Below are 20,827 nucleotides of genomic sequence, written 5' to 3'. Positions count from 1 at the left end.
ACATCCTTGTGAAAATCAAATCATCTCAAGCGATACAGATGTTCCTTTTCCGCTCGGCTCTGCCGGGTGTACAATCAGCTTTTTCGGCAGTCTTGCACGAAGCTCTTGAACATGGCTGATGACGCCGACCGACAGATTGTCCGACTGGAGTTTTTCCAAAGCCGTGACGACCGTATCCAGCAAATCCTGATCAAGCGTACCGAAGCCTTCATCCAAAAAGAAGAATTGAAGCGGGTATTCCCCCCGAAGCTGGATCTGTGCTGAAAGGGCAAGCGCGAGCGCCAGGGATGTCAGGAAAGTCTCTCCCCCTGACAAGCTTGTCACAGGACGTTTGACTCCGCCATTGGCATCATCCCTCATCACGAATCCGCCTTCTGAATCGACTTCAATCGCATATCTCTGTCTTGTCAGCCCTCCGAGTCTTGCTGACGCGTCTCTCGTCACGCTCTCAAGCTGTTCTTCCGCCAAATATTCAACAAAACTGTTCCCTTTAAATACTGCTTGAAGTTTATCGAGACGATCGATGTAAGTCTGCCATTCTTTCAAGGATGCTTCAAGCTCTTTAAATCGTTTATGGTTTTCACGGATGACAGCCAGCGCTTTTCCTGCTGCCCCCCTTTCCTCTAAGGCACTACTGAACGCTTCTTCCGCCTGTTCTTTTAACACGGCTGCTTTTTCCCATTCTTCCGCAGAAATCGATCTGCCGCCAAGCTTTTCCGCAATCCGTTTTAGATTTGATTCAAACTGTTTTGTTTGATCCCAATATGATTGAATGTCATGTTTCAGCCGGGCGAGCTCTTCGGCGTCTAGCAGAAGTTTTTTGACTTCAGCGGCCTGCTCAAACATTGTATCTCCGGCTTTTTCCCTCCAGACGTCTGCCGCTTTTTCCAGCCTTGCCGATGCTTCCCGCAAAGCAAGCTCACAGCCTTTTGTCTGGGCTCTTAATTGGCTGATGCGCGACTCCGTTTCCTTCAGCTGTTCATACAGCGCCTTCTCCTCATCATTCAGCTTTGCCAATTGTGATTTCACATCTTGCAGCCGTTCTTCTATGGCAGCTGTATCAGGATAATCCTTAAGCTCTTTTTGATAATCGCTTATTTCTTTTTTCAGGCTTTCAATCATATAATGGAGATCCAGTTTTTCTTTATCGAGCGTAAACAGACGCTCAGTCAGCTTGTCTTTCTGCTGTTCATGCTCCTCTAGAAAATGGATGCTTGTTTCAATCCTTTTTTCATATTCTTCTGCGGCAAGATCCTTTTCTTCAATTGATTTCTGCCATTTTTCAGCCTGTTCGTGAGACAGGCCCTCAAATTGTTCGGCAAAGCTCTTTTGCTGCTCGTTTAGCGAATCGTTCAGCCCGCGGACACGCTGTTCCAGCCGTTCTTGCTCTTTTCGTTCATAGCTGATCCGTTCGCGAATCTGTTCGCGTTTTTTGGATGCTTCTTTGTAGGCGTGAAGCAGCTTGGACATACGGCTTTTTATTTCATTGAGGTCCTGCCTGACCCCCTTCCATTCGAAGCCGATTTGCCTGAATCGTTCCGGAATCGATTCTTGTTCTAATGATGCAGCGGTTTCTGCCATTTCTGGTTCGCTTTTGCTTAAAAACGGACACTCGCTGATGAAATGATCTGACTGCTGTTCAAGAGTCACTTTGGCAGAAAGTAATTCCTGAGCTAACGCGGATGCTTCTGCTATGACAGTTTCAGCGTCCTTTAAATCAGCCTCCGTTTCTTCGAATAAGATGCTTTGCACATTGCTGTGAGCGGGTTTTTCATGATGTGTAGAACCGCAAACCGGGCAAGGCTCTCCTTTTTTAAGCTTTTTTGAAAGCTCTCTCGTCAGTTGATCCATTTTTGCCTGTTCACGATTTGCCAGAATGCCATCCCTCTTTTGGACTGCTTGATGAACAGTCTCAGCGAGGGATCTATCCGTTTCACAAACCATCGCATAAGCGCGTTCGACTGCGGCAAACGCAGATTGAATATTCTCTTCCTCGCTTTTCATCATACGGTCCAGCTTTTGCTGTTCTTGCTGAAGCTCTCTGATCACGGCTTGGTGTTTGTCCAATCGTTCCTCTTCCGCCGCAGCCTCGCTTTGAAGCTGCTGAATCTGAAAGGCAAGCTGGCCGGCATGCCGGCAGTTTTTTCGTTCTTCACTCGACACCTGAACGGATTTCAGTTCTGCCTTCAGCTGATTCTGTCTGCTTGCGCCCCTCTCCAGCAGATTTTTCACCTTAGCCAATTCATCAGTCGCATGTTTGATCTCTTCTTCTTTTACTCTTTTTTCTTCCTGTTTTGCATCGGCTTCTTTTTGAACGGCAGCCCGCTTTTTCTCAATCTCTTTCAAAGCGGTGAGCTGTTCCTCCTGCTTCAGAAGCTCAGGTTCTTTTTCGTTCTTCAGTTTTCTGAAGTTTTCATAACCTTGCTGCGCTTTTTCATGCAAAACTTCATATTTTTCCAATTCCCCTCGGGCCTGTTTTTCTTCATGCTCTGCCCGTGCGGCATCTTGCTGAGCTTCAAGAAAGCCATCGGCATACGGCTTCAGCATGCCTGCTGTTTCGGCAAGGTGCAGACGAGTCTCTTTTTCTGCAATCATATCCTTTTTCTTGAAAAGCTCTGCCTCATCTTTTGAATAGCTCTCTTTTTCCTTTTGCAGATTCCAGATTTCCTGGCATTCTTCAAAGTACTGGATTTGCATATCACGTTCACGCTGTTTCATTTGCAATGACTGTTCGGCTTCTTCAAGATGCTTTTCCGCGCGTTTTAGCGCTTCTGCTCCGGCCTCGCCCAGCCCCGCCTGTTCGGCGAGCATTTCGTTTTTTTTCGCATATGCTTTTTGAGCCTGTTTTTTGAGCTTTTTCACCAGCCGATCACCGTATTGCTCAAGGTTGAAAAGGCGCTGAAGCATCTGTCTGCGGTCTGCCCCTTTTAAGGAAAGAAACTCGGCGAATTTTCCTTGCGGCAAAACGACAGCTCTTGTGAAATCATCGATCGTCAAGCCTAGCAGTTCCTCGACTTTTCGGTTCACATCATTGGCTTTATCAGCTAAAACTGTTTGTTGTTCTTTCATTTCTATAAAGCGGCAGATGGAGGTTTTGACTTTTGTCTCATCTGTCCGCTTAAACACCCGCTCCACTTTATAAGCTGTTTCATGGCCGGTTTGAAGCTTAAATGTGAAGGAGACGGAAAGCTCGGCTTCAGCATGGTTCAAAATGCCGTGCGTATTGTTGGAGGCCCTCTCCACTTTTCCGTATAAAGCCAGGGTCATGGCGTCCAGTATCGATGATTTTCCGCTTCCGGTCGGTCCGAAGATGCCGAATACCCCGGCACCACACAGGCGCTCAAAATCAATCACCTGTTCTTCCCTGAAACTGTGCAGACCTTTGATGGACAGGGAAATCGGCTTCATGTGTCATCCCCCTCTTCAAGTTCCATTCCGGAGGCAAGCTCCATAAACAATTTTACGGTTTCATCATCAGGAATCGCTCCGCCGGTCTGTCTTTCATAGAACGTTTTAAATCGTTCTTCGATCGGGACGCTTTGCGACTGAACCGTTCTTTTAACAGACGGAATGTCTTGAAATACCGGACGAATGTGGATGATTCCTTGATGCGCTTTTCTCAAACGATGAATCTCTTCAATCGAAAGCTGATCCGTCAGATGGATTTCAAGATCAACCCACGCATTCTTGTCCCTGCCTTCTTCAAGCCAGCTATGCACTTGAGAAATCCCTTCTTCCGCCTTCCACTTCACAAGCAGCTTTCCGCTCGATAGGAAGACTTCTTCCCATGATGCCGCTTCACCCGGTGCAGCTTCAACAACGGTAACCGACTTCGCATATCCGGCTTCTGAAAAGCTGTAGGCTAAAGGGGAGCCGGAATATCTTGCAAGTGTGCGGGCCCGTTTGATCGTCTGCGGACGATGAAGATGCCCAAGCGCTACATAAGCGGCGTTTTCAGGAAGGCTTTCCGCTGCCACCGTATACGCGCCCCCGACTTCGATGGGCCGCTCTGAATCAGTCTGGCTGCCTCCCGCCACATAAATATGGCTAGCCGCAATCTGAACGGCATCCTTTCTGAACTTCCGGCTCATATGCTGAAAGGTCTGTTTGATTTTCTCGTCATACTGGTCGCGCAGCAATTTTTCATCAAACGCCTCGGACAGCACTTCATTCAACCTCGATTCAGACGGGTAGGCAAGCGCCGCGACAGAGAGGATTTCTCCCGCTGAAGCGACTTCTATATCAACGGGCTCTGCCTTCGGATATCCAATCAGATGGATGCCATGGTCTGTCGTCAGCGGAGAGGCAGCGGAAAGGCGGTCCGGATTATCATGGTTTCCTGCGATGACGACAACGGGACGCCTTCCTTTATCAGACAAGGCCGAAAGACTTTCATAAAATAACTGTTCGGCAAGTGCAGGCGGATTGACCGTATCAAAAGCGTCTCCAGCCATGACGACGGCATCGATTTTCTCGTCTTTAACAATCCTTGCGAGTTCATCAAGAAAATCCTCCTGTTCTTTCAGGCGGCTTCTCCCTTCAAGGGTCTTTCCCAAATGCCAGTCCGCTGTATGTAAAATTCTCAAAATCTAACCACCTCTCTTTTTGCCAAAACTTCCCCCAACGTATGTTTTAGGGGGAAGCAGGCGTTTTTGCTAAAACTTAAGCACATGTCCGCCGTCAAAAAAGTACAGGGCACGCCCTTTCAGCGGCATCTTGAGCATCGTTTCAACGGCGCGCGCATAAAGATGAATCTGTGTTTCATAGCGTTTTCTTAAAACCGGCTCGGCGCCCTCAAAGCCGTTCCGGTATTTTCCTTGGATTCGGTCTGTTTTGTAATCAAGCAGATAAAAGCCGTCCTCTGTCTCAAATAAACAGTCGATAATCCCCTGAATCAATACAGGTTCATCCGCCGTCTGCAGGTTGGGATAAACCTCTGCCGCCGGCAGTGTCATATTAAAGGGGACTTCGCGCTCTACCCGGTGAGCGCCGAGAAGTTTTTCACCTATATCTGTTTCGAAGAATGCGAGAATATCATCTTCTTCAATTGCTGCCCGCTGTTCTTCCGTTAAAAGCTCTTTGTCGACAAGCCTGTCAAGAAGGCGGCTGAGCTCGTCTTTTTCCGGAGCCCGGGTGAGCGGGATGTGCTGCATAACGGTATGCATCGCCGTTCCCCGTTCGGCGGCTGTCAGTCCCTTCGTCATCATAAAGGACGGCCGTCTGAACAGCAGTGCCTCATTTGCCGGACGAATCAATGAACGGTCGCCGTATTCATCCTCATATTCCTTTTGTCTCTTGATTTCGGAGACGGACTGTTTCGTCCGGACTTTCGCCGCATCCTGATAAGGATATGACCAGCTCAGCCGCTCCTCGACCTCCTCCTGGTAGTCGAACGCGGCATCGATCGGCAGCCCCTTTTTAATCTGAGTCAGCCGTTCGTGTTTTTCTTCCCCCGCTTGTTTGGCGTCTTCAGCTTGGAGCTCTCCGCCCGAGAGCCAGCTGATGAGAAAACGTGATGGATGCTGCCGGATTTCGTCATCCGGAGAATCCACACCTGCATCAGCCATATCCCTGTGCCGCATCAATGCAGGTCCGATAAAATCCAAATACGATTTGGCCTGAAAGCGATCAAAGTCCGGCAGCAGCCACTCAGGCTGGGCTGCGGTTGTCCGCCATTTCGACAAGAGCTTTTCCTTATCCTTTGCCGAGCCGATCAAATAAAGCTTTTCCTTCGCCCGCGTAAGAGCGACATATAAGACGCGCAGCTCCTCTGACAAAAGCTCGCGGCGCATTTTTTTCTTCATTGCGACGAGCGGCAGCATCGGATAGCTGATGCGCCATTTCGGATGGATGAATTTTGTTCCGAAGCCGAGTTCTTTATCAAGCAGATATGACTTGTTCAAATCCATCATATTAAAATTCCGGCCGAGGCCTGCTGTGAAAACGACGGGAAATTCAAGGCCCTTGCTTGAGTGGATCGTCATCAGCCGCACGACATCTTCCTGTTCGCTCAGAGCTCTCGCCGTTCCGAGATCATCGCCGCGTTCCTGCATCCGCTCAATAAATCTTAAAAAGCGGAACAGGCCGCGAAAAGAAGTCGCTTCATAGGATCGGGCCCGGTCGTAAAGCGCGCGCAAATTAGCCTGGCGCTGTTTTCCGCCCGGCATTCCGCCGACGTAATCCAAGTATTTCGTATCACGGTAAATTTCCCAGATCAGCTCTGCCACAGAATGGTTTTTGGCATACGCTCTCCACTTTCTGAGAAGCCCTTCAAAGCGGCGGAGCTTTTCATAAAGGCTGCCATCGCGGTCACCTGAAGCAAGATATGCTTTCATCGCTTCATAGAACGGCGCTTTCTTGTCCTGAATCCTGATCACGGAAAGCTCATTTTCATCAAGGCCGACCACAGGCGACCTGAGAACAGATGCAAGCGGAATATCCTGGTATGCATTGTCAATGACTTTTAACACCGACAGTGTGACGGACACTTCTGTCGCTTCAAAATAGCCTGTAGACAGATTCGCATAGACGGGAATCCCCTGCTGTTTGAACTCATCCATAATCTGGGGCGCCCATGGCATCGAACGCAGCAGAATCACGATGTCGCGGTACTGGATATTGCGGGTCGTCTTCGTTTTGCCGTCATATACTTGAAACTTTTCGGATATCAGCTTGCGGATCTGCATCGCCATGGCTCTCGCTTCAAGCTGGACCGTTTCAAGCTCTTCGGCCTCTTCATCGGCTGCGTCTCCTTGATTTTCAATGATCAAAAGCTCCGTTTTCGTCGTTTCATTCGGAGGATATGATGCGCCGAGCTTTAATTCGGCTTGTTCATCATAGTCAACTTCTCCGACCTTTTCCCCCATCAGCTGCTTAAACAAGAAATTCGTGCTGTCTAATATATCTGAACGGCTTCTGAAATTTTTATTTAAATCGATTTTCTGGCCGGCGCCTGAGCCATCCTCTGTAAATCGTTTGTATTTTGAGAGAAACAAAAGCGGTTCAGCCAGCCGAAACCGATAAATCGATTGTTTGACATCGCCCACCATAAACAGGTTCCCCTCGGGCTCATCTTTGGCGACAAGCTTTAAAATCGCTTCTTGCACAAGGTTCGTATCCTGATACTCATCGACAAGCACTTCATGGAACTGGAGCCGGTAATATTTTGCCGCTTCACTCGGCCCGGTTTCACCGGCATCGTTTTTCTTCGTCAAAATGGCCAGGCAATCATGTTCAAGATCAGAAAAATCAACGATGGCCTTTTCCTTTTTGGCCGCTGTGAAACGCTTTCCATACTCCAATACAAGCTGAACAAGGGTATGGATAACAGGCTTCATTTCCTTCAGGCTCGCCAAATGCTGATCTGGGGTCCGGGTAAAATAATCGCTTTTCAGCTTTTCCAATTGCTTTTTCGCACTGTTGCGAAGCTCTGTCGACTCTTCGATTAAGGCAGGTTCAAACTCGTCTCCCTTGCAGGTCTTTGCCCTTTGAAATGAAACAGCGGGAACAAGCTCATAAAGTGCCGAAAAATCATCCTGATGCTGAATCAGCCTGTCAATCTGTTTTAAATCATCAACGAAATTTTCGGCGCGCGGTGCAGGTCCTCCAGGCTGTTTTGCCAGCTCAAGCGCACGCGCAAGTTTTTCCCGCACCCCTTCGAGGATGAGGGCAATATCTTCCTTGATATAAGAATAAAACGGCAGCGACTCCACTTTCTCATCTTGAGCGGCGTCATACAGGTCAACAAATTTTTCAAGCCAGCCTTCCGGATCAGGATGCGATCTTGAAAACTCGTAGACACGCTTCACAAGATATTGCAGATCAAGATCATGGCGGTCTGTCGTATATCTGTCCACAAGTTCGAAAAAGGCCGGATCTTGCTTTTTATATTCTTCTTCAAACAGGTCATCAAGCACCTCATCGCCAAGCAGTTCGCCTTCTGTCTGATCGGCGATCCGAAAAGCCGGATCAATGTCGATCAGATAATAGTATTTGCGAACGACCTGGAGACAGAATGAGTGCAGAGTCGATATGCTGGCTCTGTTTAGTAAGGCGAGCTGTCTGCGCAAATGAAGGGAGCCGGGATTTTCGGCAAGCTCTTTTTCAAGCGCTTCGCCGATCCGGTGCTTCATTTCAGCCGCGGATGCATTCGTAAAGGTGACGACAAGAAGCCTGTCAACATCAATCGGGTTTTCCTTTTCGGTAATTTTACGGATGATCCGTTCAACTAGAACGGCCGTTTTTCCGGAACCGGCCGCTGCGGCAACTAATATATCCCGGCCGGATGAGACAATCGCCTTCCATTGATCATCAGTCCATGTGCTGCCCTTCGGCTTAGACATTTCCATTTGTCTCATCCTCCTTTTTCAGCCGCTCCAATATCACATTGTCTTTTTCAGGTTTCAATTTACGGTATTCATTCTCTTCAAGCGATTCGTCAAACTGGCAGAATGATTGAAAAGAGCAATATGTGCACGGTGTTTTGTCTTTTAGCTTATACGGCTCGATCGAGACCTTTCCGTCTGTAATCTCTTCGCCGGCTTCTTGAAACGTTCGGCGGATGTGGCGCCTTAAGAAATGAAAATCCTCCTCTGAGACGACTGCAGAATCTGAACGAAGCGAGCCGTCTTTTTTCAAGCCGGCGCTGATGATGTCTGACCTGCCCTGTTCAAGCGTCGTATCCATAAGCCGGATCGCTTCTTGATCACCTAAAAGAAGACCCTTCATCTTAAATTTCTTGAAAATTTCTTTTTCAATTTCATCAAGTCCAAGCGGAACAGGAACCTGAATCATCGGATCATGCACATGAAAATAGAGAACTCCTGCAGGCGAGGCCTTCATGCCGAGCCAATCTGCTGAATGAGTGATAGATAAATCAAGATATGTCAGCATTTGCAGGGCGAGGCCGTAATACACCTCGGCTAAATCGAGACCTTTATCACTTGATTTATAATCGACGATCCGCAGCAGCAGACCTTTTGAGCTTTCCGCTTTGTCCACTCTGTCAATCCGGCCGACAAGCTCCATCGTGCATCCGTTTTTAAGGGTAAACCGCATCGGAGGAAGCGGACCATTGCCGCCGAATCCTAGCTCTAGGCCCACGGGAGCGAAACCGCTCGCTTTTGCGTGCTCGCTTAAAATACCGGAAACCCTAGCAATGATTTTTTGCAGCTTCTGCTTCACATAGTGGTGCCGGTTTGAACTGAGCAAAATCTCTTTTTGCAGTTTTGGCGCAAGCCGTTCCACGGCATCGCTGGACAATGTATCACATTGTTCCTTCGTCAGATCGCGCCAATCCAGTTTCAGCTCGTGGAGCCGGTCTGAGATCAGCTTGAGCGCAGAGTGAAACAGCTGGCCGATATCAGGCGCTTCAAGCTTGAAAAACTGGCGTTCCTTCAGCCTTAAACCGTGCGAAGCAAAGTGTGAAAACGGACAGGCTTTGTACGTTTCCATCCTTGAGACGCTCCCCTGAATGTTCTCTCCATACAGATCGCGGCTCACCTGCGGGCTGAGCTTGTGAACTTTATTTCGAAAAAACAAGCTCGACAGGATATTCTGAGAGAAGAAGCGATCGGGCTCATCCATCAAAAAGTTGTAAGTACTCCACCATACATCACTGATCGGATACTGTCTCGTCCATATTCCCAGCTGTCCTGCCAAATAGCTTAAAGCAGCGCTTTTATTGATGAGAAATTCAAGCTGTTCTTCATCGCTCAGCTGTTCCGGTTCATTGATCAGCACCTTTTCGGCATGATTTGGAAACAGCTCGCTCAGCCGCTTCACAACAGTTGATGGAAGCAGTGTTTTCCCTTCGGCATCTGCGATGGGATATGAGACGTAAAGCTTTTCAGATGGACTTGAGAGCGTCATATAGATCAGAAAATTTTCATCCAGCAGCTGCTCTCTTCCCGTAGCCGCCAGCTCCGCTCCATTTCTTTTGAGCCACTCTCTGTCATCATCTGACAGAACCCCGTCATCAGCAGGTCTTGCCGGCAGTATGCCGTCGTTTGCCCCGATAAGAAAGGTGCATCTCGTTCCATACATTCTTGAAAGATCCATATTGCCGATCAATACCTGATCAAGTGCAGGCGGAATCAAGGCGAACTTCAAGGACTCCAAACCGGTTTCGATCATTTGCTGGAACAGGGAAAAGGAGATGTGTTCGTCTCCCATCATTTCCACGAACTCGTCCAATAACTGTATCACGGCGTCCCACACCTGGTTATGCTGCCGCGATTCTGCGATCCTGCCGTCTTCTTCTGCGATCCGTCTTTCCTGCTCAAGCTTCATCGGAACATCGGCTTCTTCAAGATAAAGATAAACAGCTTCAGCCATCTCCCTGACCGATTCTGCTTTTTTTATGCGCTTTTGCAGCCTGTGGATGGGAGGTACAATCCAGCCCTTTAATTCATTGAGCATATGCTCTGTCTCAATTTCCCGGTCTGTCTTGGCAAAGTCCTCGTCCAATGAAGCATACCTTCTATAAGCAAACGGATCTTTGCTCGTCCACCTCTCCCCTTTAATACCATAGGCAATACAGTAATTTTCGAGCTGGTCAACCTGCTCCCGCAGCCGTTCCCTCGGCTCATCCTGCGGGAATAAAAGCTCTGTTTTGACACAGCGGAACACCGCTTCATATCTCCAATTGCCCTTGATGATGTCAAGCGTTGAACGGATCAATTCGATGAGCGGATGATTCTGCATTGATTCCTTGCCGTCTATGAAAAAAGGAATCTCATAATCTTTAAATACTTCTTTTATCGTATCCTTATAATCTTCGACATTGCGGGCAATCACGGCGATATCTCTCAGTCTGAAGCCGTCTTTGCGTATAAGGGAATGAATTTCGCGCGCGATTCCTTCAATCTCGGTTCTTCTGCCCGCCGCCTGCATGATGCAAAGCGCCTCCATTTTTCCGCTATACGCCTTCGCTGGTCTTTCATCAAAATACCGTTCCAAGTGCTGAAGCTCAGGAGCATGGCTGTGCCGCTTCCCCTCTTCAAGACGCACCTCTGACAGGTCAAGGCCGAGCTCTTGTGCTTTTTGGTACAGGTCATAATAAGCCTTCCCCGTCATCCTGAAAAGATGAAGTTCATGCGGGGTGTTTACTGTAAACGGCTTGTCCGCCGTCAAAGAAAACGTCATCTCCCGGGCATGTTTCATCAGCTGTTCGAGCACATTCATCTCCTGCGGTGTAAATTGATGAAAGCCGTCCACATAAACAGAAGCGTTCCTGATCTCTTCCGCATCCGGAATCTGCTCAGCCAAGAGCGTCAAGTAATCTTCCGACTGAACATATTGGCGCTCGAGATTTTCTTCCATTTTGCTGTACAACATATATAAATCATGAAGCTTATCAGCCAGAATCCGTTCACCCTCATATTCTGAAGATCCGCTTCCCTCCATGATGCCGCGGATGCTTTCGGGTGTCAGGCAATGCCGTTTGAATTCGGTCAGCATTCGCTCCACCTGCTCCGTAAATCCGCTTTTATCGCTTGCATTTTGATAGACCCTAAACTCACCCTTATGCTCTTCGATCAGTTTGCGAAGCAGCATTTGTATGCCCGTGCCCGTCAAAAATGGCCGGTTCATGCCCCCGGTGTGCTGAAGGATTCGCCAGGCAAGCCTTGAAAAACTGTAAACCTGTGCGCGGATCGTGCCGCCCAAATCAGGTGTTTTGCTAAGCTCGTATTCCATTAAAAACGTCATTTGATCCGGGACTAGAAAAATGATCGGTTTCCCGAGCGGTTCACGGCGAAGCTTTTCTCTGATTTCATTTAAAATAAAGGTCGTTTTTCCACTCCCGGACCTGCCTGTTAAAAATACTGCTCCCACTAAGCCCGTCTCCTTTCTGTTTACTTATCTTTATTCTATCGAAACATTCGTCAAATAACCATTCTCCAAAACTGGGAAATAGCCGTACTTTTCATACGGCTATTTTTGTTTAAACTGTACAAAAAACAACATAAAAAACGAGATCAACGCAATTGAGGCGACCCAAAGCCATGCCAGCGTCATGTCGCCCGAGTCAATCGCCAAATAGATTGCCGTAGGGACCGTTTGCGTCACACCGGGTATAATGCCGGCGAACATAAGCGTTGCCCCGAATTCCCCCAGCGCCCTGGCAAAACTGAGGACACTGCCGGTAATTATCGCATTTGACGCGAGGGGGATGGTGACAAATAAGAATACCTGCCATTCATTTGCTCCGTCAACCCGTGCGGCATCTTCTATTTCCTGGTCAACTCCCAGAAAACCGGATTTCGCAGACTGATACATTAACGGAAACGCAACAACCGCCGCCGCAACAACCGCTGCCCACCAAGTAAAAATAATCGGGGCTTGAAATATATTTTCTATCAATTCGCCGATAATGCTCTGTTTTCCGAAGATCACAATTAAAAAGAAGCCGACAACAGTCGGCGGAAGGACGAGCGGAAGCATCATGACCGTCTCAATGACAGATTTTCCTTTAAAGGTTTTGTTCCTCAGCAATCTCGCCGCAGCCGTTCCGGCTAAAACGGCAATGATGCCCGCCGCGAGTGAAACTTGGACGGAAATTTTGATAGGAGAAAGAAATTCCTCAAGCATAAGCATGATCAGCCTTTCTTAAACCCGTACTTTTCCATCGCTTTTATGGCCCGGTCGCTCTGCAGGAATTGATAAAATTCCTCAGACTGCTCTCTATGCTTTGTATTTTTTACAATGCCGAGAGGATAGATGATCGGTGTGTGCAGATCGTTTTCGGCAGTTTCCGCGATCTCAACCTGATCTGAAGAAAGGGCATCCGTACGATAAACGATCCCTGCATCAACATTGCCCGTTTCCACATAGGAAAGCACCTGCCTTACATCCTTTCCGTAAACGAGTTTAGATTGAACCTTAGACCATAAATGAAGGCTCGTCAATGTTTCTTTTGCATATTTTCCGGCTGGAACAGATTCAGGTTTGCCGACCGCAAGTTTTTCAATATCTTTCGTCAAATCTTGAAAGCTGTCAATCTGTTGATTTTTACCTTTTGGAACGATCAGCACCAGACTGTTTTCCAACAGCTTAACGGAGTCGCTTTTTTCGATTAATCCTTTATCTACCACTTTATTAAACTTGTCCTCGGCAGCGGAAAAAAATAAATCTGCCGGAGCTCCTTTTTCAATCTGCTGCTGCAAGGCGCCTGATGACCCAAAGTTAAACTTAACCGTCACATTCGGGTGATCTTTCTCATATTCAGACGCAAGCTCTGTCAAAACGTCTTTGAGGCTGGCAGCCGCGGAAACCGTAAGCTGAACATTTTCCGGTTTTCCTTCGCCTGATGCGCCTTTTTCAGCCTGGCAGCCGAAAAGCAAAACCGCCGCCATTAATAATGCCATTCCCGTTACCATCATCTTTTTCATCTGACTCACTCCAGTTTGATAGATATGACACTTTTCAGCACTAAAAACCATTTTACGTCAAACTTCATTTTTTTAAAATAGATTCAGTACGACTCACATAATTGACACATTCTCAGCTAGGCACGCACGAACACCACCTTACATATAATGACATGGCGATCAATATATGAAAATACAGAGGTGAAAAAAGATGTGGTATGTCCAGCCATATAATCCCGCCTTCCCCGTCAGGCAAAACAACAAACTGATCAAGGATATCGAAAGAGCGGTAAACGGCGAACACAGTGCAGTCGTTTGCTATCAAAAACTGGCGCAAATGGCGCAAGATTCGGCCGTTAAAAAACAAATACTTGAGATCAGACAAGATGAAATCCGTCACTTTAATACCTTCTTAAGATTTTATATGTCCCTTTCCGGCAAAAAGCCAGATATCAAAATAACGGAGCCATGTCCTGACCAATATAGGGCAGGTTTGGAGTTCGCCCTTAAAGACGAGCAGGAAACGGTCGACTTCTATTTGGACATCGCTGACGATGCCAAAAACCAATCGATCAAAAAGGCTTTCAAAAGAGCGGCCGCTGATGAGCAAAATCATGCAGTCTGGTTTTTATACTTTTTAACAAAACGGTAGAAGGCTGCCTCTTCATTCCGGCCGCAAGCAAACTTGATCCATATACCCTTATAGGGTATATTTTTAAAATAACAATCTATTATTTTCACTACTGGTATTAAAGAGGTGCTTGATATTGAACGTGCTGCTTGTCGATGACGAAATCCGGATGCTGGATCTGCTTGAACTTTATTTAGAAAAATATTCGTGCACGAAAGCCGTTTCCGGGAAAGAAGCGCTCGAGCTGATTGAAAAACAGATCTTTGATTTGGTGATTCTCGATATTATGATGCCTGAAATGGATGGCTGGACGATTTGCGAAGAAATCCGGAAGCTCACAAACGTTCCGATTATGATGCTCACGGCAAAAAACGGACAGGAAGACATTGTGCGCGGACTGACGAAGGGAGCAGACGATTATTTAACAAAACCGTTCAGCGAAAAAGTGCTGCTTGCTAGAATAGAAGCTGTCTTGCGGAGGGCCAGCAGGCAGTCCGAAATCCGCTTCAAGGGTTTAGTCTGGAATAAGCAAAACCATACCCTTCATGTCAACAACCGGGAAGCCGACATCACACCGTGCGAGTTTCAACTGCTCGGCATCCTCTTAAACCATCAGGACCAGGTGCTGGCGAGAGATCAATTGATCGAGAGCGTTTGGGGATTCAACTCCGACATTGAGCCCCGCACTGTTGATTCACATATGAGAAATTTGCGGAACCGTTTGAAAAAAGCGGGATTCCCGGTCCGAGAATATCTTCATACCGTCTACGGCATCGGATATAAATGGACGAGCAAAGGAACCAAGACACAATGAAAAACATTTCATTTAAACTTGCTGGCTCATTTTTCATTTTAACCTTCTTCATCGAAGCCATCCTTTTTGCTGCGCTCTATACATCAATTGTCAACACAAGAATCACTGAGGAGATCCATGCGCTTCAAGGAAGAGGCAACAGCCATAGAGCCGTCTTGGAAAAACATTTTGACAAAAAAACGATTGAACACGTGGCTCTGATGGAAACCGAAGCCGATACAAACGTGATCATCACCGATGATAAAAGAAATGTGCTGGCGCAGTCTGCCGCCGGGGATATGACGGAGCACCTGCATTTTGAAGAACGAAGCATTCCTAGGTCAGGCACTGCTTTACAGTCCCATTGGAAGACATCAAAGTACATCTGTACGATCAGCCCGATCATGAAAGGCCGTGATACAGTCGGCTATGTTTTTATGTATTTGGAGACGTCTTCTATAAAAGGATTGGTGCAGAACATTACCAATCGCTTTTTCGCAAGCTTCGGTTTAACCGGCTTTTTAACGGTTGCCGCCATCTACTTATTGAGCCGCTTTTTGGCGAGGCCGATTATCATGATAAAAGAATCAGCCGAGAAAATGACAAACGGCCAAGACAATATTTCACTGAATATAAAAAGGAATGACGAACTCGGAGAGCTTGCCAAGTCGATCGAAAACCTTTCTTCAAACCTGAACCGGCTGCAAAAAGAACGAAATGACTTTCTCTCGAGCGTTGCGCATGAACTGCGGACACCGATCACATATATTAAAGGCTATTCTGACATTGCGATGAGAGATCAGCTTGATGCAAATGCCAGGCATCAATATTTGTCCATTATCAAAGAAGAAACGGACAACCTCACCCTCCTTGTCGATGACTTATTTTTGCTGACTAAATTGAAACAGCCCGGCTTTCACATCGAAAAGAAACCGGTGCACCTTCATACTTTGGTGGAAAAGGAAGTCCGAAAATCACAAATCGCCTTTTCGGAAAAGCGAATCGGCCTTTCCTATCACATCCCATTGAACCTGACTGTCTCAATCGATGAAAAACGTTTTTCCCAAGTGATCACAAATCTGCTGAATAATGCCCGCCACTATTCTGAACCTGATACAGAAGTGACGATCACGGCTTCCGCCTCTAAAGACCGAATCATAATCACGGTTGCCGACGAAGGCTGCGGGATTCCGGAAGATGAGCAGGACTATATTTTTGAGCGTTTTTACCGGATTGATAAATCAAGGTCGAGACAAACCGGCGGCACGGGAATGGGGCTTGCCATCGTAAAAGAAATTGTCGAACATCACGGCGGAGAGATCATGGTGAAAAACAGGCACCCGAAAGGAAGCAAATTTATCATTACCCTGCCGGCTTAAGAGTTGAAAAATAACGATATTTCTGATGTCTGCATCGGTTTTGCACATTTCCCGGGTATACTATGCAATAAAGTTAACCAAGAAGGGGGAAAACACGATGAAAAAGACATCCGGCTTTCTTTTTGTCATGATTATTTTTGCTAGCGTATTGGCAGCATGTCAAACTTCAGGCTCTGGACAAGGGGCTGAACATGATGACCATCAAATGAAAGATCATTCCGGAACAGAAAAGAAAGAATCCGCATCTCTTCCGACTGATTTGAACAACCAGGCAGCAGAAGGATTAGTTGTCCAAAATACGAAAAACACAACAAGGCTGGATGCCGATACACTTGAAGAGATGAGCATCAAAACTTCACAAACGATATGGCCCGCCACCCATAAACAAAACAGACCAGGGGCTGTCATCTTGGTCTCCGGCCAATCATGGCAAACAGCCCTTGCCGCGGCAGATCTGATTCACCATCCGAATAACGGACCGGTTTTATTCACAGATTCAGAGAACATTTCTGAAGAGACGCAGAAAGAGATCAAGCGGTTAAGTCCATTGGGTACGTCGGACGGTACGCAAATTCTGGCCATCGGAAATATCAATGAAAAAGCCCTTCAGGCTCTGGAACCCTATAAAGTAAAACAGCTGAAGGGAAAAAATCCGGCTGATCTGGCAAAGGAAATCGACAAGGAATACGCAAGCGCGGCAGATGAGTATCCGAAAAGCGTCATCATCGGCTCCTCTGAAGAGGATGCAGAGCTTTACACTCTGCCCGCCGTCAATTGGATCGCCCATATGCCTGAGCCGGTATTATACGTTGATAAAGAAGGCATTCCTGAAGAAACGGCTGAAGCATTGAAGAAAAGAAACGGCAAAGCGAACATTTATATTCTCGGTCCTGAATCAGCGGTTTCAGTTAAAACGGAAAAAGCTTTAAAAGAATACGGAACCGTCAAAAGAATTTCCGGAAACAATCCTGTGACAAACTCGATTGCATTTGCAAAATTCAAAGATGAAAGCACCGATTTTGGCTGGGGAATCACAGATCCCGGACACGGCTTGTCCTTTGCATCAACGGCAGCGCCTGAGCTGGCTCTTGCCGGAGCGCCTTTTTCCCATTTAGGAAAGCATGCTCCGCTGCTTTTGCTGAAAAATGGACAGGCAGACCAAAACATGTACTCCTTTTTAGCAGGTATTGAACCATCCTTTAAGAATCACCCGCAAGACGGACCTTACAATCATGGCTTTATTCTCGGAACAGAAGACGATATTTCATTTCAGACACAAAGCATTCTTGATGACATTCTGGAGATTAAATCTTCTGAAGAAGGACATACCGGACATTAGCATCTCTAGTGAAGGCTCGCTGAAAAAGAGCCTTCATTTTATTGTCATCATACTCCTCTGGCTGCGCATCGGCGGCACACTAATGAAGAGACATGCGGTTAAGGAATCGGATAATTCGCAGCCTCAACTTTTTGCCGTGCGTCCCTCCGGTTTCACGCGTCCTCATACGTTTCCGGCAGCCTCTCCCTTTCGTCTTTCTTGAACCAGATGCCGTAAAAATTGATCCATCCTTCATCATTCAGGGCAATGCCTTGAATGGCTTCCCCCGCTTTGACACGCATATTATTTTGATAAAGAGGCAGTGCACAAACCTCTTCGGCCAGTTCGGCATCCACCCTGCTGAGAAGGCTGATTCTTTTTTCATGGTCATCGATATAACGAATGTCTTCCCTCACTTGCTTGACCTTTTGTTTCCATTCGGAAGACAGCTGAGCATGCAGAAAACTGTTTTCCGTCAAAAGCAGGTGAAGCCAGCTCACTTCTTCGGAATAGCTGAAAGTCGCGCTGTCATGAATCAGATCGGCTTTCAAAATGATGTCTTTCCTCATCAGCTCATCAGCCTCCAAATGGTGCACTTCTACTACAATGCCAAATGGCCTGCATCTCTCCTTAATCCATGACACATCTTCCCTATGATCGCACTCGCTAAATGTATAAAGCTTGAGCGGTTCACCCCCGTAATCACATTCTTTCAACAGCTCATGAATATTATTCTTGATTTCAGCCGGCTGACTTACATTCATAAAGGCTGCTGCAGGTGTCGTCCGCTGACCTGCCAATTCATTGACCATATCAGCCGGAGATATGATTTGCTTTAATGCTCTTCTGAACGCTCTATGCTGCAATGGCCCCGGCCGCTCCAAATTGACCGAAATGTACTGGACATTTCTTTCCTCATACCATTCGTCAAATAACCGTCCTTGGTCTTCACTCTCTATATAAAAACCGTAGTCCAATACATGTGAGCGGCTTTCCGTCTCCATATGCCATAATTCAATCCGGTCTAAAAAAGCTCGCCCTTTAAAATAATGCTCATGCACTTCAAGAGCAAGAACCCTATCGTCGCGGCGGACAAGCCTGAAAGGACCGGTGCCGGTCAACTGTCCGCTCTCATGCTGCACACATAAAACAGACAGCCTTTCATCACACAGATGATGCAAAAACAGCGCGTTTTTCTCCTTTAGACAAATATCGAAGCAATAGTCATCCTTGATCGTGATTGTTTCAATATCTTCGGCCAGCCATTTGCATTTGTTTTGCGGATCCAGCAAAAAACTTTCAAACGTGTAGCGGACATCTTCGGCGCTCAATGTTTTGCCGTGATGAAAATAAACGCCTTTTCTCAAATAAAATGTCCATGTTTTGTGATCGGCCGAACACTCCCAATGATGCGCAAGATGCGGCTGAACTCCGCCTCTTTTTTCATCAAAACGAAGCAGTGTATCGAAAACCTGTTTCACGATATGGCTTTCAGACCGCAGATAGATGCGAGTTGGGTCCAATCGTTCAAAATGCTCCGGCTTTAGGGATGTAATCAGCCGCAGCACGTCCTTCTTCTGTTGGTTCTGCGTCTCCATTTGAAAACCAAACACGTGATTCAGCCATTTTTTATAACAGAATAATGCGCGCGGACAAACGTTTTCATACGTTTGCAAAAGGTGTCTCGCCTGTCCGATCTTCCCGTCTTTTGTGTAGTTCTTTGCCGTTTCGAACAGCAGTGCGCAGGGTTCCTTCAAAAATTGAACTTCAGATTTAATGCCTCTGCCCAGACCCCTTTTCCAATTGATCCACTGCAAATCTTCAAGCTTGTTTAAAATCAGCTTTGCGTTTCTTGCTGTGCAAAATAAGATGCCTGCCGCTTCCTTCATCGACATCTCCGCTGTTTGTCCGGCTTGATCACATTTTAATGTTGCGGTCAGCGCCATGTAATGCTCGATTGGTTTCATCCATTCTTCCCCCGCTTTAGAAAAGGTGAAATGATCTCCTTACCTTTCTGTCCTTTTTACGGATATTTTTTTATTCTACACTAATTACACCACATAACGGTAAGGAGGCAAGATATGAAATACATCAAACGATTGAAACAAAGATACAGCCCCCCGGTGTGGATTTGTTTCTTCGGAGAGTTTCTGACCGGGACAACAGGTGGCATGCTTGCACCTTTCCTCCTTCTTTATCTCTATGACACGCTTGGAACAGGCGTATTGCCTGTGATGATGGTCATCGGGATCAGGCCGCTGACAGAGGTTGTTGTCACTTTGGCTGCCGGAGGAATGACAGATTGGTTCGGGAGGCGGAAAATCATCTTAACAGCGCTCGGCTTTCAGACCATTTCTGCTGCCGGATTTATGACCGCTGATCACGTATGGCTCTTTGCCCTTTTTTATATGCTGAACGGCATCGGAGGAGCTTTGTACATTCCCGCACAGCGCGCCCAAATAACGGACAGCACCCGAAGCGGGATGCGGCCGGAAGTGTTTGCCGTTATTCATGCTATTGAAGGCTTTGGCGCAGCGATCGGCCCCGTCATCGGACTTGCCGTTTATTCCTATCAGCCCGTTTGGATATTCGGTTTTCAAGCGTGTGCTTTTGCTCTTTATTGGCTTGCTGTTTATTTTAGAATGCCTGAGACATATCGGTCAAAAAGCAAAAAAGAAAGTTTGCAAAAAGAAAATCCCGTTTCTCTCAAGCAGATGTTTCTTTATCACCGGCCAGTCCTGCTCTTAATGCTGTTTTCGGTTCCTGTCAGCATGTTATACGCACAGCTTGAAACAAATTACCGCCTTTACCTTGAAGTTCTTTTCGACGATTTTTTAATGATCTTGACTGCTTTTACCGTCTGTCATGCATTGCTTGGGATCACAATTCAGGTTCCTCTTGTTAAATGGACGGAAAAGCTGAAAATGAAAACAATTGTTATGATTTCATACGGATGCTACTCAATTGCGGCATTAGGTTTTGCATTTTCTTCCTCTCTCCCAGCAGTACTAGTGACAGCTGTCTTATTGACAGCGGGAGAAAGCATGCTGCTTAATCACATGCAAACCTTTGTCTCAAGGATTGCTCCTGTTCATATGCGCGGTCGGTATTTTGCATTTTACGGCCTTCATTGGGATATTTCCCGGACAATAGGACCTTTTTTAGGAGGGCTGATCTTCATCCGCTTTGGCGGAACCGCGCTTTTCCTGTCGGTATTTATACTGGTCATTGCCGGAGCAGCCGCTCAGTATGCCGCAGTTTTGAATCTGTCTAACGGGAAAAAACGAACCATTTTATAGTACCTGGTACTAGTACAAAGTGCTATAATTAAATCAA

12 protein-coding genes are annotated in these 20,827 nt (G+C 46.9%); 5 read left to right on the top strand and 7 right to left on the bottom strand.

The window, feature by feature from the left end; genetic code table 11:
* Positions 1-15 precede the first annotated feature (15 nt).
* The 6 genes from sbcC to modA form a co-directional block, all read right to left on the bottom strand.
* Positions 16-3,408, bottom strand: coding sequence for an exonuclease subunit SbcC (gene sbcC / locus RBH91_RS06290; RefSeq protein WP_307893847.1), 3,393 nt, complete (start codon positions 3,406-3,408; stop codon positions 16-18).
* Positions 3,405-4,586, bottom strand: a complete 1,182-nt coding sequence (gene sbcD, locus RBH91_RS06285) for an exonuclease subunit SbcD (protein ID WP_307893846.1) — start codon at positions 4,584-4,586, stop codon at positions 3,405-3,407. Before sbcD ends, sbcC begins: the two co-directional genes overlap by 4 nt.
* Before the next feature lie 69 nt (positions 4,587-4,655).
* Positions 4,656-8,348, bottom strand: a complete 3,693-nt coding sequence (gene addA / locus RBH91_RS06280; RefSeq protein ID WP_307893845.1) for a helicase-exonuclease AddAB subunit AddA — start codon at positions 8,346-8,348, stop codon at positions 4,656-4,658.
* Entirely contained in the window at positions 8,335-11,835 is a 3,501-nt protein-coding gene (gene addB / locus RBH91_RS06275; RefSeq protein WP_307893844.1) for a helicase-exonuclease AddAB subunit AddB, read from the bottom strand. Before addB ends, addA begins: the two co-directional genes overlap by 14 nt.
* A gap of 99 nt (positions 11,836-11,934) precedes the next feature.
* Entirely contained in the window at positions 11,935-12,591 is a 657-nt protein-coding gene (gene modB, locus RBH91_RS06270; protein WP_307894685.1) for a molybdate ABC transporter permease subunit, read from the bottom strand.
* 8 nt (positions 12,592-12,599) lie between these two features.
* On the bottom strand, positions 12,600-13,391 hold the full coding sequence (modA, locus tag RBH91_RS06265; RefSeq protein WP_307893843.1) for a molybdate ABC transporter substrate-binding protein: 792 nt from the start codon (positions 13,389-13,391) through the stop codon (positions 12,600-12,602).
* 190 nt (positions 13,392-13,581) lie between these two features.
* On the opposite strand from modA, the gene RBH91_RS06260 reads away from it, so the two are divergent.
* The 4 genes from RBH91_RS06260 (at position 13,582) to RBH91_RS06245 (ending at position 17,512) form a co-directional block, all read left to right on the top strand.
* The gene (locus RBH91_RS06260; RefSeq protein WP_076760364.1) at positions 13,582-14,022 is read left to right on the top strand and encodes a ferritin-like domain-containing protein; all 441 of its coding nucleotides are present in this window, start codon (positions 13,582-13,584) and stop codon (positions 14,020-14,022) included.
* Positions 14,023-14,134: 112 nt separating this feature from the next.
* Complete coding sequence (locus tag RBH91_RS06255) at positions 14,135-14,815, top strand: response regulator transcription factor (RefSeq protein WP_307894684.1); 681 nt, start codon at positions 14,135-14,137, stop codon at positions 14,813-14,815.
* Positions 14,812-16,173, top strand: coding sequence for a sensor histidine kinase (locus RBH91_RS06250; protein ID WP_307893842.1), 1,362 nt, complete (start codon positions 14,812-14,814; stop codon positions 16,171-16,173). The genes RBH91_RS06255 and RBH91_RS06250 overlap by 4 nt, the downstream gene beginning before the upstream one ends.
* A gap of 97 nt (positions 16,174-16,270) precedes the next feature.
* Positions 16,271-17,512 (top strand): cell wall-binding repeat-containing protein, encoded by a 1,242-nt coding sequence (locus tag RBH91_RS06245; protein ID WP_307893841.1) that lies wholly within the window; start codon positions 16,271-16,273, stop codon positions 17,510-17,512.
* 152 nt (positions 17,513-17,664) lie between these two features.
* Here the strand turns inward: RBH91_RS06245 and RBH91_RS06240 are convergent, their stop codons facing one another.
* Positions 17,665-19,458, bottom strand: a complete 1,794-nt coding sequence (locus tag RBH91_RS06240) for an SgrR family transcriptional regulator (RefSeq protein ID WP_307893840.1) — start codon at positions 19,456-19,458, stop codon at positions 17,665-17,667.
* Between the two features lie 114 nt (positions 19,459-19,572).
* Between RBH91_RS06240 and RBH91_RS06235 the strand changes: the two genes are divergently transcribed.
* Positions 19,573-20,790: an MDR family MFS transporter gene (locus RBH91_RS06235; RefSeq protein WP_307893839.1), complete on the top strand. Its 1,218-nt coding sequence runs from the start codon at positions 19,573-19,575 to the stop codon at positions 20,788-20,790.
* Positions 20,791-20,827 lie beyond the last annotated feature (37 nt).

The sequence above is a fragment of the Bacillus swezeyi genome, from assembly GCF_030908325.1.
GTDB classification, from domain to species: Bacteria; Bacillota; Bacilli; order Bacillales; family Bacillaceae; genus Bacillus; species Bacillus swezeyi.
Note: the sequence above shows the minus strand (reverse complement) of the source record. Positions and strands in the feature narration are given on the sequence as shown.

Bases quoted from the DNA above. Each gene is read 5' to 3' on its own strand.
- sbcC (WP_307893847.1), bottom strand. From the start codon at position 3,408: ATGAAGCCGATTTCCCTGTCCATCAAAGGTCTGCACAGTTTCAGGGAA.
- addA (WP_307893845.1), bottom strand. From the start codon at position 8,348: ATGGAAATGTCTAAGCCGAAGGGCAGCACATGGACTGATGATCAATGG.
- modB (WP_307894685.1), bottom strand. From the start codon at position 12,591: ATGCTTGAGGAATTTCTTTCTCCTATCAAAATTTCCGTCCAAGTTTCA.
- modA (WP_307893843.1), bottom strand. From the start codon at position 13,391: ATGAAAAAGATGATGGTAACGGGAATGGCATTATTAATGGCGGCGGTT.
- RBH91_RS06260 (WP_076760364.1), top strand. From the start codon at position 13,582: ATGTGGTATGTCCAGCCATATAATCCCGCCTTCCCCGTCAGGCAAAAC.
- RBH91_RS06250 (WP_307893842.1), top strand. From the start codon at position 14,812: ATGAAAAACATTTCATTTAAACTTGCTGGCTCATTTTTCATTTTAACC.
- RBH91_RS06245 (WP_307893841.1), top strand. From the start codon at position 16,271: ATGAAAAAGACATCCGGCTTTCTTTTTGTCATGATTATTTTTGCTAGC.
- RBH91_RS06240 (WP_307893840.1), bottom strand. From the start codon at position 19,458: ATGAAACCAATCGAGCATTACATGGCGCTGACCGCAACATTAAAATGT.
- RBH91_RS06235 (WP_307893839.1), top strand. From the start codon at position 19,573: ATGAAATACATCAAACGATTGAAACAAAGATACAGCCCCCCGGTGTGG.